This is a genomic window from Niveispirillum sp., assembly GCF_017996735.1.
Lineage (GTDB): Bacteria > Pseudomonadota > Alphaproteobacteria > Azospirillales > Azospirillaceae > Niveispirillum.
This window is the reverse complement of sequence record NZ_JAGOGJ010000011.1, coordinates 1-14,571: the sequence shown is the minus strand read 5'-3', so window position 1 is coordinate 14,571 and position 14,571 is coordinate 1. Positions and strand designations below refer to the sequence as shown.

Here is a 14,571-nt window from a genome sequence, read left to right as displayed (position 1 = left end):
GCTTTCCCTGTCAGAGATTTTCCTGTTGCCCGCGGTGCGCCGATGACCACCCGCCTTGCCCTGATCGGTCTTGCCTTCGCTTTGGCCCTGCCGGCCACCGCGCAGGAGGTCCTGCCGGCCGATCCGGCCGCTGTGCCCCCGGCCGGACCGGAGGTGCAGGCCCCGGTGGGTGCGGTGCAGCGACCGGCCCCGCCGCCGCCGCCCGCCCGTAAGTTCGACCCCATGCCCGTGGCCCTGTTGCAGGGGTTGGACAAGGTCACCGCCCGGACCAGCACGTTCGAGGCGAAGGTGGGCGAGCCGGTGAGCTTTGGTCAGTTGACCATCCTGGTGAAGGCCTGTCAGAAGGCATCCCCCATTGATCCGCCGGAATCCGCCGCCTTCCTGGACGCGCAGGAAAAGCGCGCCGACGGCACCATGGCGCCTGTGTTCCAGGGCTGGATGTTTGCCTCCAGCCCGGCCCTGTCAGCCATGGAACACCCGGTCTATGATGTCTGGGTCAAGGATTGCAGGAAGTCGGACAGCAAGGTCCGCTCATCCTCCAGGCCGTAAAAATCAGCCTGGGCGTGGATCGCCTTGGACAAAAGCGCACGATAACGGTGGCGGGGGATTTCCGACGCCCCGAACTGTGACAGATGTTCTGTCAGGAATTGCGTATCCAGCAGCAGATAACCACCGGCCTTCAGCCGCGCCACCAGATGCACCAGGGCAATCTTGCTGGCGTCGGTCGCGCGGGAAAACATGCTTTCTCCGAAGAAGGCAGCCCCCAGCGATACGCCGTAAAGCCCGCCCACCATCTGCCCATCCTGCCAGCATTCCACCGAATGGGCCTTGCCCATGGCGTGCAACTGGCAATAGGCCTCCATGATCTCGGCATTAATCCAGGTTTGCGGCCGGTCGGGGGCCGGTTCGGCGCAATGCATCATGGTGGCGCGGAAATCGCTGTCGACCCGCACATCGAACGGAAAATGGCGCAGGGTCTTGCGCAGCCGGCGCGGCACATGAAAGCCGTCCAGCGGCAGCACCCCCCGGAAGGGCGGGTCGAACCACAGAAGATCATTGGCGTCCGCACTTTCCGCCATGGGGAAAACCCCACCGGCATAGGCGCGGATCAAAAGCTCGGGCGTCAGTATACCCATCATTCCCCGGCGCGTGGTGGCAAGGGCCGGATACAACCATAGCAAGCTGTGCGTCCGCTTACAAACCTTCAGGCCGAGAACAGCAGATAACAGGCAATCAGTCCCAGCATGGAGAAGGCCTGCCCCGACCCCGTCAGCCGACCCAGCAGCAGGGCGACCGCCGGCAACAGTACGGCGACCAGACCCAGCCATGGCCCAGGCCAGTTTCCGCCGCGCAACAGCGTCCCCGTCAGAAGCAGCAGAAGCGGCGTCACGACCAGTACCAGCCCCGCCAGATACCCGGCCAGCCGCCTCACGGCGGTGGAGGCCGGCACGGCCATGGCCAGGGGCAGCAGAGACCTGCCCGAAGCTCTGACACCGAGGTCTCCGAGCGGAAACAGGGCGGGCAGCAGCAGCAGCGCCACCGCGCGCCGCATTGCATCCGGCCCGTCGGTCAGCAGGGCCAGCGCGACAGCACCCACCAGCCAGACGGCCAGCAGCTTCGATCCCGGCCGCGACAGGCGGAGCTCCGCCAGCAGAAGGACGATGAGGCCGGTTCCCTTATTCGGGCGCACGGGGGTTGGGGCGGTCTCCGCCATGGGTGCGGCGCCAGCGCCCTTGCCTGCCTCACCGGCTCTGCTGGCGTGAACCGCGCGCTGGAATCGGTCGCCCAGCAGGCCGGCAGCCACGGCCAGGCCTGCTCCCGCCAGGAACCAGATGCCCCGGGACGCCAGGTAGGAGGGGTCGAACCAGTCAAATCCGTCCCAGGTGAAGCTGCCGTCGATGGACCTTGTGATGTGGATGCCAAAGGTGGTGCCATGGTTTCCCGGAATCATCCCGCCCATATCATGCATGGGCTGGCCGGCGCCAAGCGGGTCGGCGACGGGCCCCAGCATGCCCCGCGACACGGTGGTGGTCAGGGGCAGCACGACCAGCCAGGCAACCATCATCAGGATGCCCGCCGCCACCGGGCCGCGTGTCCAGCGCCGTGCCTCCACCAGCCCCCGGAACCCCGCCAGCAACGAAGCGCTGGGCACACCGACCAGCAGTAGCGGACCCAGCAACGCCAAGGGCTGTTCCACCGGGGCCTCGCCGCGGACAGCCTGGATGAACAAACCGCCGAGGCCAAAACACAGCAAAAATGCCACCAGAAAGATTGTGTCGGCCAGCCAGCGGCCCAGGGCGAAAGCGGTATCGCTGACCGGCGTGGCCCCCGTCAGCAGCAGCGGATGCCGCCCGGGAGGGAATGCGATCCGCAAGGCGATGAAATGGGCCGGCAGCAAAAGGGTCACACCCAGTGCACCGACGACAAGCCCGACGGTTTCCGCCGTGTAGATCGGGCGTAACGTGCCCACGGACACCGTGACATAGCCGGCATCGGCCGGCGGCAGGGCAAGACTGGCCAGCATACAGGCCAGCGCCAGCCAGACCCACAGACTGCGGCGCCGCGTGAAGCCAGCCAACTGGAACCGGGCGACCGCCAGGATCACGCCGATATTCATGCCCGGTGCTCCGCCACGGCGGCCAGATAGGCATCTTCCAGGCTGGGGGCCTCTGGCATGGCGCCGTGCGGCGCCGCCTTTCCGGCATTCAGCACAAGCCGCAGGCGGACGCCGTCCGCCATACGCTTGCGCCCCGTGACAGTGCCGAATTGCAGGGCATGATCGATCGCCGTTGCGGGTACCGTCAGGCTGACAACCCGTCCCTCCAGGGCGGCGGCCAGCATCTCTGGCTGTCCGACGGTAATCGCCTGCCCCCGTGAGAGGATCAGCAGATCCTCCGCAATGGCCTCCAGATCGGAAACGATATGGCTGGAGAAGACAATCACGCAGCGTGGTGCCATCTCCGTCAGGATGGATTGCAAGGCCAGCTTCTCGAACCCGTCCAGTTCCGCCGTCGGTTCGTCCAGCAGCAGGATTTCCGGCTGTCCAAGCAGCGACTGCGCCACGACCAGCCGGCGGCGCATCCCCCCGGACAGATCGCCTACCGGCGTATCCAGTTTTGCGGCGATATGCAGGGCGTCCGCCAAGCCCGCCGCCTGTCGGGCTGCCTCCCGCGCCGGCAGGCCCTTCAGGGCGGCCATGTAGGCCAGCAACTGGCGTGGTGTGGCATGGGGCGGCAGGTCTACCGATTGCGGGGCATAGCCAAGGCGCGCATGATGGGACCGCATGGCCCGGGCAATGTCCTGACCGCCGCTTTCCACCCGCCCCTCGCTGGGCATAAGGGTGCCGGCCAGCATCGACAGCAAGGTGGACTTGCCCGCACCGTTGGGCCCCAGCAGCCCGTGAATCCCTGGCCCCAAGGTCCAGTTCACATCATGAACAGCCCGGACCGTGCCGAACCGCCGCCCCAATCCAGTCAGTGTCAGGGACGGCGCAGCAGTTGGGGTGGTCATCAAGATGTCGGCACCAGGATAAAGCGGCGTCATCAGCATACCAACGCCGCATGAGGGGGATGCCGATCATGGTAAACCGCAGGCTCCCTCGCTGCAACGCTGCGTCGCTGGGTTCCGTCACTGAAAATTCACGGAACTGCCGCCAATCCTTTACGAGACCGTCCCTATGTGATGGGACCGAAGGCCCCCGCGCGGCGGCACATTCCGTTGCCCCGCGTGGGGGAGTGGAAACGGGATTTGCTGGGATTTTAGCAAAACCCCATCTATGGGATGCGCGGCATGACCGAACTGACCTTGCCCAGTGAGGAAACCTCCCGTTCGCAGGATTTGCCGGCCCCCGTGCCCGCAGAGGGCACTCGACATGTCTGGCTGAACCGCCTGTCGGCACTGGCCGACCAGTTGATGGCCCGGATGCCGGCCGGACTGATATCCACCGGGGACGCGGGAGAGGGCGGCTGGCTGGCGCGCCTCTCCATCTCCACCCGCATCGGTTTTCTGGTGGGGGCGGCCCTGTTGACGGTGCTGCTGACGGCAGGCCTGTTCCTGTTGGGTGACGCGCGGCGAGAAAGCGCGTCCGACCGGATGACGGGCTTGTCATCCCTGGCAGAGACGGCGGCGGACCTGAACCGGGGCATGACGGCGCTGCAACTGCATGTGACGCGGTTCCTGCGTGAACGTGATCCTGCCGCCGGCGATGCCTTCAAATCGACTCTGGCCGAGGCGGAAAAGGCTGCCGCCGCGCTGGCCGATCATCCCGCCGCAAGGGAAGAAACGGCGACGGTCACGGCATTGGCGGAGAAACTGTCGCGCCTGACCGCTGCGTTCGACAAGGTGGACCAAGCGACGCGGGCCGTGGGCTTCACAGATGAGGACGGTCTTCGGGGCCAGATGGCGCGGTCCGTGGCCGCGACGGAGGCGGAGCTGAAGAAGTGGCCCGCCACCATGGACGCGCAATTGTTCATCGGCATGGCCGAAATGCGGAACGCCGAGAAGTCATTCATGATGACGGGCGAAGAAAGCTATATCGGCCAGCATCGAAAGGCCTTTAACGAATTCTCGTTTTTCATTCCGGAAAGCCAACTTGACCCGCAGACCAAAGAAACCCTGGATACCCTGTCCCGGCAGTACCGCCAGGATATGGTGGCGCTGTCATCGGCGGTGACCGCCCAGGGAGAGGCGGTGAAGGAGTTCAATGCGGCCTTCGCCGAAACCGCGCCGCTACTCGACCGGCTGTTCACCTATACCAGATCCGGGCTGGCGGAGGCCAAGGAGGCGGAAAGCAGCATTCGTACCCAGACGCAACGTCTGACCATGGCTATCGGCGGGGTGTTGGTGGCCTTGTTCTGCGGGCTGTCGCTGCTGCTGGTCCGGTCCATCACGGCGCCACTGGCCCAGATCGAGGGAGCGATGGAGGGGTTGGCCCGGGGTGAACGGCTCAGCTTCATCCCCGGTACCGGGCGCCGGGACGAGATCGGCGACATGGCCCGCGCCATTGATGTCTTCCGGGTCAATGCCGAGGAGATGGACCGGCTGAAGGTGGAAGAGCAGGAGCGCGAGCGCGAGCATAAGCAGGAGATGGCCGACCGGCTGGGCAGTCTGGCCCAGGCGCTGGAACAGGAAATGACCCGCCGGGTGGAGGCTGTGCTGACCGAGGCGGCAGGCATCGCGGCCATGGCGCAGCGCATGACCGGCGCCGCCACCCGCACCGGTGAACAGTCGGACGGGGTCGCGGGTGCCGCCCATGATGCCACCAGCAATGTCCAGGCGGTGGCGGCGGCGACGGAAGAACTGGCTACATCCTCGCGGGAGATCGGGCGGCAGGTGACGGCCGTGGCCGACATGGTGCATGACGCCGTGCAACGGGGCGCGCAGACCCGCGCCATGGTCAACCAACTGGCCGATGCCGCACAGAATATCGGCCGCGCGGCACAGTTGATCGGCGACATCTCCGGCCAGACCAACCTGCTGGCCCTGAACGCCACGATCGAGGCGGCGCGGGCGGGAGAGGCCGGGCGGGGCTTCGCCGTGGTTGCGGCCGAAGTGAAGACCCTGTCCAACCAGACGGGCATGGCGACGGAGGAGATCACATCGCAGATCACCGCCGTGCAGCGCGCCACCGAACGGGTGATCGCCGATATCCACCAGTTACATGACGTCATCGCCCGCATTGATGAGATCGCCGGATCGATCAGCGCCGCCGTCACCCAGCAGGGCAGCGCCACGGAAAGCATCAGCGCCAGCGCTTCCGGTGCCGCCGACGGCACGATGGAGGTGTCCGACCGCATCCGCTCTGTCGCGGCCGACGCCAGCGAGACCAGGACCCTGTCCCAGGATCTGGGCCATCGCGCCACGCAGGTAACCGCTGAAATGCGGGCCCTGCGTGAACGGCTGGCCGTCATCCTGGCCGACAGCCAGCGTCAGGCGGCGTGAGGCTTCTTCATAGGAAGATATTTCGGTATTGACTTAATTAAGTAAATACTGAAATATCTTCCTATGGACAGCTTCACCGCCCTTGCCGACCCGACGCGGCGTTCGATCCTGGAAATGCTGGGGCAGCAGCCCCATGGCGCCGGGGACATCGTTACCCGCCTGCAGCAGGCGGGCGCCATCAGCGCGCCCGCCGTTTCCCAGCATCTGAAGGTGCTGCGTGAAGCCGGTCTGGTGCGGGTGAAGGTGGATGGACAACGCCGCATCTACAGCCTGGACCCTGCCGGTCTGGATGCCATGGACGCCTGGATCGCGCGGGTGCGCGGTTTCTGGGCCTCGCGGCTGGATGCGCTGGAACAGGCCCTGCTGGAGGGGGAGGATGATGAGTGATTTCGGCGTGGTGACGGAAGCGGGTGCCGTGCGGTTCGACCGGTTGTTGCCGGGACCGGTGGAGCGGGTCTGGTCCTTCCTGACCGACAGCGACAAGCGTGGCCGCTGGCTGGCCTTCGGCGCCATGCAGGGACGGGTGGGCACGTCCTTCCGCCTGGAATTCCACAATACGAAACTGGGGCCCGGCGATACGGATATTCCCGCCAAATATCGCGACAATTGCCAGGATGGCGTGGCGACCAGCGGCGTGATCCAGGCCTGGGAACCGGGCCGGCTTCTGTCCTTCACCTGGGCGGAGGAAACGGGCGCGCCGTCGCTGGTCACCATCGAACTGACCCCGGTGTCGGATAAGGTCCGTCTGGTGCTGACCCATAGGCGCCTGGATGGCCATGACATGATGATCAGCGTGGCCGGCGGCTGGCACACGCATCTCGACATATTGGCGGCCGACCTGTCGGGCACGCCGGCCCCCGGCTTCTGGACCCGGCATACGGCGCTGGAGGCTGATTATGATCGTATGCTTGCCGGCTGAGGCCATGCGGTGAGCGGACCTCTGCCATCGGGACAGGCTGGGTGCGCTGCGGCATGGCTGGTGCTTTAATTAATGCACTACCCGGTACCAGCCGGGTTCAGGTGCAAGGCAATCCGACATGCGCAGTGTTGATATCGGGAACATTCTCACGGAACAGACGGCGGGCGGCCAGTCCGTCGCCGGACCCGGTGGCCTGCCGCCCGGCACCAGCTTCGCATGGTTCGTCATTGTCATGGGTTTCCTGACCATGTTCGGGCCCATGGCCATCGACATGTATCTGCCGGCCCTGCCTGCCATCGCCGCCGACCTGGGCGCCGATCAGGCGCAGGTGCAGATGACCCTGTCGGTTTTCCTGATCGGCTACGGCGCCGGGCAATTGCTGTGGGGGCCGCTGGGCGACCGGTATGGGCGCAAGCGGCCGATCGCGCTTGGCATCGTCCTGTTCGTAACGTCATCGGTCGGTTGCGCGCTGGCGCCCGACATCTGGTCGCTGACGGCGTGGCGGTTCCTGAACGGGGTGGGGGCCTGCGCAGCCCCCGTCATTGCGCGCGCCATGGTGCGCGACGCGTTCGACCGCGACCGGGGCGCATCGGTCATGTCGCTGATGATGCTGGTCATGGGCGTGGCCCCCATGCTGGCCCCGCTGGCGGGCGGGCAGGTCCTGATCCATCTGGGCTGGCGCGGCATCTTCTGGTGCCTGTGCGGTTTTGGCCTGCTGGCCGGGCTGGGCCTGCTGACCGTGAAGGAAACGGGGCGGGTGGCGGCCAACCATGCGGGCGGGCTGCTGTCCAACTATGCGCTTCTGCTGCTGGACCGGCGTTTCATGGGATATGCCCTGTCCTCCGGTTTCGTGTTTGCCGGCATGTTTGCCTATATTTCCGGCACGCCGTTTGTCTATATCGAACATTTCGGCGTGTCGCCGGACCATTTCGGTTTTCTGTTCGGGGTGAATGTCATTGCCCTGATGATCTCCAACATCATCAACAGCCGGCTGGTCCTGCGTTTCGGCGTGGATCGGATGATGGGCTGGGGCATCCTGGCTACGGCGGGGATCGGCGCGGTCCTGATCGTCACGGGCGGGCTGGGCATTGGCGGCATCGTCGGCGTGGCCGTGCCGCTGTTCCTGTATCTGGGCGCGCTGGGTCTGGTGGGGGCCAACGGCATGGCCGGATCGCTGGCCGCCTTTCCGCATATGGCGGGCACGGCATCGTCCCTGTCAGGCGCGCTGCAGCTCTGCATCGGGGCCGTGGCCGGCGGCATTGTCGGTGCCCTGTCGCAGGGCGGTTCGCCGTTGCCCATGTGCGCCGTCCTGTGCGGCTGCGCCCTGGCGGGGCTGGCATCCGACCGGCTGCTGATGCGGCGGGGATGAGCGTCATTGGCATGATCTGCCAATTGTGGGAACATGGGGACCCAACCAGAGGTGCCCCATGCCCACGCGCAACGTCGTCCTGACCGACCATCACGAGAAGGTGATCGAGGAACTGGTGCGTTCCGGCCGCTACCAGAATGCCAGCGAGGTGCTGCGCGAGGGCATCCGTCTGATCGAAAAGCGCGAGACGGCGGAGAAGGCGAGGCTGGAGGCGCTGCGTGCGGCGGTGAACCTGGGGGCGTCGCAGATCGACAATGGCCATTTCCTGGAGATTGACGACGAGGGGCTCTCCACCCTGTTCGATGAGATCGAAGAGGAAGTTGAACGCCGCGTGGCCGAACCGGCGCGGTAAAGCCGATGGGCCGTTACCGTCTTGCACCCGCCGCCCGCGCCGATGCGGCGGAGATTCTGATTCATAGCGAAGTCACCTTCGGCACCCTGGCCCGGCGACGCTACCGTGCATTGCTGGAGGCGGTTTTCAGGTTGGTGGCCGAGCAGCCGGGCCGGCAAGGCGCCATGGCGTGCCCCGATCTTGGAGAGGGCTATATGGAATTCCATCTACGCCATTGCCCCAGGGGCGTGGTCGCGGAAGGGCGGGTGCAGCGGCCGCGGCATGCCCTGTTCTACCGCGTTGCCGGTCCGGGTATGATCGATATCCTCCGCATCCTGCATGACCGCATGGACCCGCGCCGTCATATGGATAACGACAATTGACCGGTGATCTGCTTTCCGGCGTGACGGCGCCCCCGGCCCGTGTGCGCGTGCAACTGCCGCTGCCGCTGCCGGAACCCTATGATTATCGTGTCCCCGGCGACATGGTGCTGCTGCCCGGTTCCTATGTGGAGGTGCCGCTGGGTCCGCGCCGGCTGTTCGGTGTGGTCTGGGGCGACGGGGAAGGGCAGGTGGAGCGGGTGGAGGAGCGCAAGCTGCGTCCCGTCATCCGCGCCATTGATCTGCCGCCCATGCCCGATATCACCCGCCGCTTCGTCGAATGGGTCGCCGCCTATACGATGTCGCCAGTGGGCGCCGTTCTGCGCATGGCCGTTTCCGTATCCGCCGCGCTGGAGGATCCGCGCGCCCTGACCGCCTATATGCGGGCCGAGGGGGAGGTGCCGGAAGACCTGCGCCTGACGCCAGCTCGCAAGCGCATCCTGGAAATCCTGTCCGACGGGCCGCCGCGCCTGGCCGCCGACATCGCGGCAGAGGCCGGGTGCGGTACGGGCGTGGTGCGCGGGCTGGCGGAGGCGGGTGTGCTGACCACGGTGCCCATGCTGGCCCTGCCGCGCTTTCCCCGGCCCGACCCGGATGCCAGCCCCAAGACCTTGTCGGGCGCGCAGCGTCTGGCGGCGGATGATCTGGCGGCGAAGGTGGCGGCCGCCACCTATTCCGTGACGCTGCTGGACGGGGTTACCGGATCGGGCAAGACGGAGGTCTATTTCGAGGCGGTGGCCGCGGCCCTGCGCGCCGGCAAACAGGCACTGGTCCTGCTGCCGGAGATCGCCCTGTCGGCGCAATGGCTGGACCGGTTCGCACAGCGTTTCGGGGTCAGGCCCGCCGAATGGCATTCCGAAATGGCCCCGCCGCTGCGCCGCCACACCTGGCGGGCGGTGGCCAGGGGAGAGGCGCGGGTGGTGGTGGGCGCGCGCTCGGCCCTGTTCCTGCCCTATCCCGACCTGGGCCTGATCGTGGTGGATGAGGAGCATGAGGCCGCCTTCAAGCAGGAAGATGGCGTCATCTACCATGCCCGCGACATGGCGGTTGCGCGCGCCCATCTGGGCCGGTTCCCCATCGTGCTGGCATCCGCCACCCCGTCGCTGGAAACGCTGGTGAATGCCGAGACGGGGCGGTACAGCCGCATCGACCTGCCGTCGCGCCATGGTGGCGCCAGCATGCCCGATGTCACCCTGATTGACATGCGGCGCAAGGATCAGGCCCCGCCTGCCCGGCAATGGCTGTCGCCCGTGCTGCGTGAGGCGCTGTCCCAGACCATGCTGGCCGGCGAACAAGGCATGCTGTTCCTGAACCGGCGCGGCTATGCCCCGCTGACGCTCTGCCGCGGTTGCGGCCACCGGCTGCAATGCCCCAACTGCACCGCCTGGCTGGTGGAACACCGGCTGACGCGGCGGCTGCAATGTCATCATTGCGGGTATCAGGCGAAAAGCCCCGATGCCTGTCCGGAATGCGAGGCGGAGGGCAGCTTCGTCGCCTGCGGCCCCGGTGTGGAGCGCGTGGCGGAGGAGGTGGCGACCCTGTTCCCCGATGCGCGGGTGGCCATGATGACATCCGACACCCTGACCGGGCCGCAGGCGCTGCGCACCGTGATCGAACAGGTGAAGGACGGGGCCGTCGATCTGCTGATCGGTACGCAGGTCATGGCCAAGGGCCACCATTTCCCTATGCTGACCCTGGTGGGCGTGGTGGATGCCGATCTGGGCCTGGCCGGCGGCGATCCGCGTGCGTCGGAGCGGACGTTCCAGCTTCTGCATCAGGTGGCGGGCCGCGCGGGGCGGGAGGAACGGCCGGGCCGCGTCATGCTGCAAACCTATATGCCGGAGAATCCGGTGATGCAGGCCCTGCTTACCCATGACCGGGATACGTTCCTGGCGATCGAGGCCGAACAGCGCCGGCCCCTGGAAATGCCGCCCTTTGGCCGCATGGCGGCGCTGATCGTGTCCGGGGAGGATGAGGCGGCCGTGGATGCCGCCGCCGCCGCCCTGGGCCGGACCGCCCCGCGTGAGCGTGAAGACCTGACGATTCTGGGGCCTGCGCCCGCGCCTCTGGCGGTCCTGCGCGGCCGTTACCGCCGCAGGTTGCTGCTGAAGGGGCCGAAAACCGTGGCATTGCAACCTGTACTGCATGAATGGCTGATGCGGGTTCAGGTGCCGTCATCCGTGCGTATTCAGGTTGATATCGACCCCTATAGCTTCCTCTAGTACGTGTGGGTTATCCTTTGCCGGACGGGTGGCAATCTTCTAGGCTACAATCAGAGGGGCGGGGGAACGCCATGATGATGGGGAGCCGGAATGCGTAAGGGGTGGAGGGCGTCCTGGATTGCCGGGGCGTTGCTGGCTGGCTTGTGTGCGGGCTCCGCGTTGGCAGAGGCGGCACCGGAATTGCCGGTGGAAAATTTCGCGCATCTGCCGGTGATGGCGGATGTGGATATGTCGCCCGATGGCAGCCATGTTGCCTTTCTGGCCCCCGTCAATGGTCGTCAGCATCTGGTGGTGCGCAAGCTGCCACTGACGCCGGGGGAGAAGCCGGCCGTTATCGGCCCGTCCGATGCCGAGATCGTGGGTTTCGACTGGATCAGCAATGAACGCTTGCTGGTCCGCATCCTGACCACGGAAAAGATGAATACGTCGGATGGGCGGAAGCCTCTGCGTTTCACGCGGACGGTCTCCATGTCGCGCGATCTGAAGGACATGAAGGTGCTGTTGTCGCGGGCACCCGACAATGGCTATTTTTTGCAACACACGCCGATTCTGCAATTCATCGATGATGAAAACGTGCTGGCCGCCTATCCCACCGAGGACGGGCCCTGGCCGGGTGTTGTGAAGTTGAACGTGATCTCCGGCAGTTTTACGCGTGTGCGCCGGCCTGTTCGAAACGTCATCGCCTTCATCCCCGATCCCACCGGGGAAATCCGTATCGCCGAAACCTATAACGACCGCGCGCTGGAAAGCCGCTACCTGCGTCGCGTGGCCGGCGGCGATTTCGAACTGATGATGAAGAACAAGGTGATGGAGGATGATGGTGGCTTCGGCATCCTGGGTTTTGATGCCTCCGGCCAGAATCTCTTCGTCGTTTCCCGGCATGAGGGAGACCTTTCCGCCATCTATCGATACGATCTGGCCAGCGACCAGATGGGGGAAAAGGTGGCCAGCGATCCGCGCTTTGATGTCAGCAGCGCGGTCGTGCAGCGCGGTGCCGTGGTCGCCTTTGCCTGGCTGGATGATCTGCCCCGCCGGCAATGGGTGGACCCCGCCGTCCAAAAGCTACAGGACGCCTTGGACAAGGCCGTGCCCGACAGTCGGGAGATCGTGATGGATGTCGCGGACGGGGGCAATCTGGTGCTGGTCGCCAGCTATTCCCTGTCGGCGCCCACCACCTATCGCCTGTTCAACCGGCGGACCAAGGAATTCTCGATATTCGGGGACACCTATCCCGGTATCCCCCAGGAAAGTGTCAGTCCCCGTAAACCCGTGACCTACAAGGCCACCGACGGCACCGACATTCCGGGATATCTGGTCCTTCCCGTGGGGGTGGAGGGGAAGAACCTGCCCTTCATCATCATGCCGCATGGCGGGCCGTTCTCGCGCGATGACGGCACCTTCGACGTGATGGCACAGTTCCTGGCCAATCGCGGTTACGGCGTGCTGCAGCCCAATTTCCGCGGTTCCACCGGCTATGGTTACGCCTTCAATCAGGCGGGTGAGAGGCAGTGGGGCGGGTTGATGCAGGATGATGTGACCGACGCCGCGAAATGGGCCGTGGCCCAGGGCTATGCCGATCCCAACCGCATGTGCATCCTGGGCTGGTCCTATGGCGGTTACGCGGCACTGATGGCGGCAGTCAAGACACCAGACCTATTCAAATGTGCCGTCGCCACGGCCCCCGTGGCCAACCTGGAACGGCTCTATGACGAAGTGAAATCGTCCGGTTTCGGCAACATCACGCGCGGCCTTTATTTCGGGGACAATTCCGACGCGCTGAAGCCCATCTCCCCCTATCATCAGGCGGACAAGATCAAGGTGCCGGTCCTGCTGGTCCATGGCGATCTGGATTACCAAGCCTCCGTCGCCCATGGTCGCGATATGCGCCGCGCCCTGGAGCGGGCCGGAAAGCAGGTCGAGTATGTGGAGATCAAGGGCATGGACCATGCGCCCCTGGTCACCGAGCATATGAAGATCGTCATGCAGGCCTGGGAAAAGTTCCTGAAGACGCATTTGGGGAAGTGAAACCCACTGCAATGAAAAACGCACCTGCCACAGGCCGGGGCGTTTTTTACTTCACCGCCGCCGTCAGCGGCACCAACTGAAACCCCTTGGCCTGCAGGGTCGGCAGCCATTGGGACAGGGCGGCGATGGTCACATCGTGGGGGTGGCCGATGGCGATGGCCAGGCCGTTCTTGCGCGCGATCTGTTCCACCTTGGCCAGGGACGCGGCCACGCCCTGCGCCGTCATCACATGGTCCAGGAACACGTCGCGCGACAACATGGGCACATGGTAATGCGCCGACAGGGGGCCGGCGGCTGTGGTGGCGGTGGTGCGGCTGTCCAGGAACATCAGGCCGCGCGCCCCCAGTTCCGCCATGACCACCGCCATGCCGGCACGGTCGGCGGTGAAGCGGCTGCCCATATGGTTGTTGATGCCCACAAAGCCCTGAAAGGCCGACAGATTGGCTGTCAGGCGCTGGCGCAGCGCCACCTCGTCCAGCCTGGTCAGCAGGGCGCCAGGGCCCGGATCTTCCTTGCCCGTTGGTTCCATGGGCATATGCACGATCAACTCGTGCCCATGGGTGCGGGCCTTCTCCGTCTGTTGTGGAAGATCGCGGGCATAGGGCAGCCAGGCCAGGGTCAGGGGGCCGGGCAGGGATGCCACCTTGTCCGACCGGTGCCGGTCCACGCCCATGTCGTCGATGACGATCACGATGCGCGGCTGGCCCGTGGCGGCGGGGGTCGGCAGAGCGAAATGTTTCCAGGCCGGGGTGCCGGCGGGTGGTGCGACCAGCGGGGGCAGGGGGCGGGGCGGGGCTGCCGGCAAGGCAGCGACCTGCGGCGGCACGGCGGGCTTTACCGGTTCTTCTACCGGCGCCGGTGCCGGCGCTGCGGGCTGCTCCGGCACCGTTGGGGCGGGGCCGGGGCGGCTGGGCAGATCGGCCGTTTCCGCCGCGTCCTCGTCACCGGCATCTTCCGGTTCGTCGGGGGCGGTGGCGTCGGCCTCTTCCTCCATGGGGGTCAGGGCGGGACCGGCGGGTACGGGGTGATAACGCTCCTGACCCAGCAGCGCCGTCATGCCACCCGCCACCAGCAGCAGCGCCAGCAGGCCCAGGGCGATGCGTCCGCCATTACCCAGCCGCGACAGCCAGATCAGGGTTGCCCGCCGCGCCCGAACCAGACGGTCGCGCCCCCTTTTGGCCGCACCCGCATCGACCCGGACGCGCCCGCGCGGAGGCTGGGGCCGGGCGGCACCAGGACGGGGGGCTTTGTTGCCGGGGGGCCGGGAACGGGGGGGCATGGCGGTTCGGGACCTCAGCGTCGGGTTGTTGGAATCCTTGATGCTACAAACACACGTTCATGCGCAATGCCCCTGCCGCAATGCCGCCCGCCGCAGGGGACAGGGC

13 protein-coding genes are annotated in these 14,571 nt (G+C 66.1%); 9 read left to right on the top strand and 4 right to left on the bottom strand.

Going from position 1 to position 14,571, the window contains the following annotated elements; all coding sequences use genetic code 11:
- Positions 1-42: 42 nt before the first annotated feature.
- Positions 43-549, top strand: coding sequence for a DUF2155 domain-containing protein (locus KBA48_RS06200; protein ID WP_292904280.1), 507 nt, complete (start codon positions 43-45; stop codon positions 547-549).
- On the opposite strand, the gene aat is transcribed toward KBA48_RS06200, so the two are convergent.
- From aat to KBA48_RS06185, 3 genes are all read right to left on the bottom strand, one after another.
- Positions 483-1,139, bottom strand: a complete 657-nt coding sequence (gene aat, locus KBA48_RS06195) for a leucyl/phenylalanyl-tRNA--protein transferase (protein WP_292904278.1) — start codon at positions 1,137-1,139, stop codon at positions 483-485. The two genes, KBA48_RS06200 and aat, sit on opposite strands and share 67 nt — an antisense overlap.
- Before the next feature lie 65 nt (positions 1,140-1,204).
- Positions 1,205-2,617: a hypothetical protein gene (locus tag KBA48_RS06190; protein ID WP_292904276.1), complete on the bottom strand. Its 1,413-nt coding sequence runs from the start codon at positions 2,615-2,617 to the stop codon at positions 1,205-1,207.
- A complete protein-coding gene (locus tag KBA48_RS06185; protein ID WP_292904274.1) occupies positions 2,614-3,510 on the bottom strand; it encodes an ABC transporter ATP-binding protein in 897 nt (298 codons plus the stop codon). Before KBA48_RS06185 ends, KBA48_RS06190 begins: the two co-directional genes overlap by 4 nt.
- Positions 3,511-3,789: 279 nt before the next feature.
- On the opposite strand from KBA48_RS06185, the gene KBA48_RS06180 reads away from it, so the two are divergent.
- From KBA48_RS06180 to KBA48_RS06145, 8 genes are all read left to right on the top strand, one after another.
- Entirely contained in the window at positions 3,790-5,940 is a 2,151-nt protein-coding gene (locus KBA48_RS06180) for a methyl-accepting chemotaxis protein (RefSeq protein WP_292904272.1), read from the top strand.
- A 63-nt stretch (positions 5,941-6,003) separates the two neighbouring features.
- Entirely contained in the window at positions 6,004-6,327 is a 324-nt protein-coding gene (locus KBA48_RS06175) for a helix-turn-helix transcriptional regulator (protein WP_292904270.1), read from the top strand.
- On the top strand, positions 6,317-6,859 hold the full coding sequence (locus KBA48_RS06170; protein WP_292904268.1) for an SRPBCC family protein: 543 nt from the start codon (positions 6,317-6,319) through the stop codon (positions 6,857-6,859). Before KBA48_RS06175 ends, KBA48_RS06170 begins: the two co-directional genes overlap by 11 nt.
- Before the next feature lie 118 nt (positions 6,860-6,977).
- Positions 6,978-8,228 carry a Bcr/CflA family multidrug efflux MFS transporter gene (locus tag KBA48_RS06165; RefSeq protein ID WP_292904266.1) on the top strand — a complete coding sequence of 417 codons (1,251 nt, stop codon included), beginning with the start codon at positions 6,978-6,980 and terminating at the stop codon, positions 8,226-8,228.
- A 58-nt stretch (positions 8,229-8,286) separates the two neighbouring features.
- On the top strand, positions 8,287-8,580 hold the full coding sequence (locus KBA48_RS06160) for a type II toxin-antitoxin system ParD family antitoxin (RefSeq protein ID WP_292904264.1): 294 nt from the start codon (positions 8,287-8,289) through the stop codon (positions 8,578-8,580).
- Between the two features lie 5 nt (positions 8,581-8,585).
- Positions 8,586-8,942 (top strand): type II toxin-antitoxin system RelE/ParE family toxin, encoded by a 357-nt coding sequence (locus KBA48_RS06155; protein WP_292904262.1) that lies wholly within the window; start codon positions 8,586-8,588, stop codon positions 8,940-8,942.
- Positions 8,939-11,161: a primosomal protein N' gene (locus KBA48_RS06150; protein ID WP_292904260.1), complete on the top strand. Its 2,223-nt coding sequence runs from the start codon at positions 8,939-8,941 to the stop codon at positions 11,159-11,161. The genes KBA48_RS06155 and KBA48_RS06150 overlap by 4 nt, the downstream gene beginning before the upstream one ends.
- 90 nt (positions 11,162-11,251) lie before the next feature.
- Positions 11,252-13,186: a S9 family peptidase gene (locus KBA48_RS06145; RefSeq protein WP_292904258.1), complete on the top strand. Its 1,935-nt coding sequence runs from the start codon at positions 11,252-11,254 to the stop codon at positions 13,184-13,186.
- Positions 13,187-13,232: 46 nt separating this feature from the next.
- On the opposite strand, the gene KBA48_RS06140 is transcribed toward KBA48_RS06145, so the two are convergent.
- On the bottom strand, positions 13,233-14,465 hold the full coding sequence (locus KBA48_RS06140) for a divergent polysaccharide deacetylase family protein (RefSeq protein ID WP_292904256.1): 1,233 nt from the start codon (positions 14,463-14,465) through the stop codon (positions 13,233-13,235).
- Positions 14,466-14,571 lie beyond the last annotated feature (106 nt).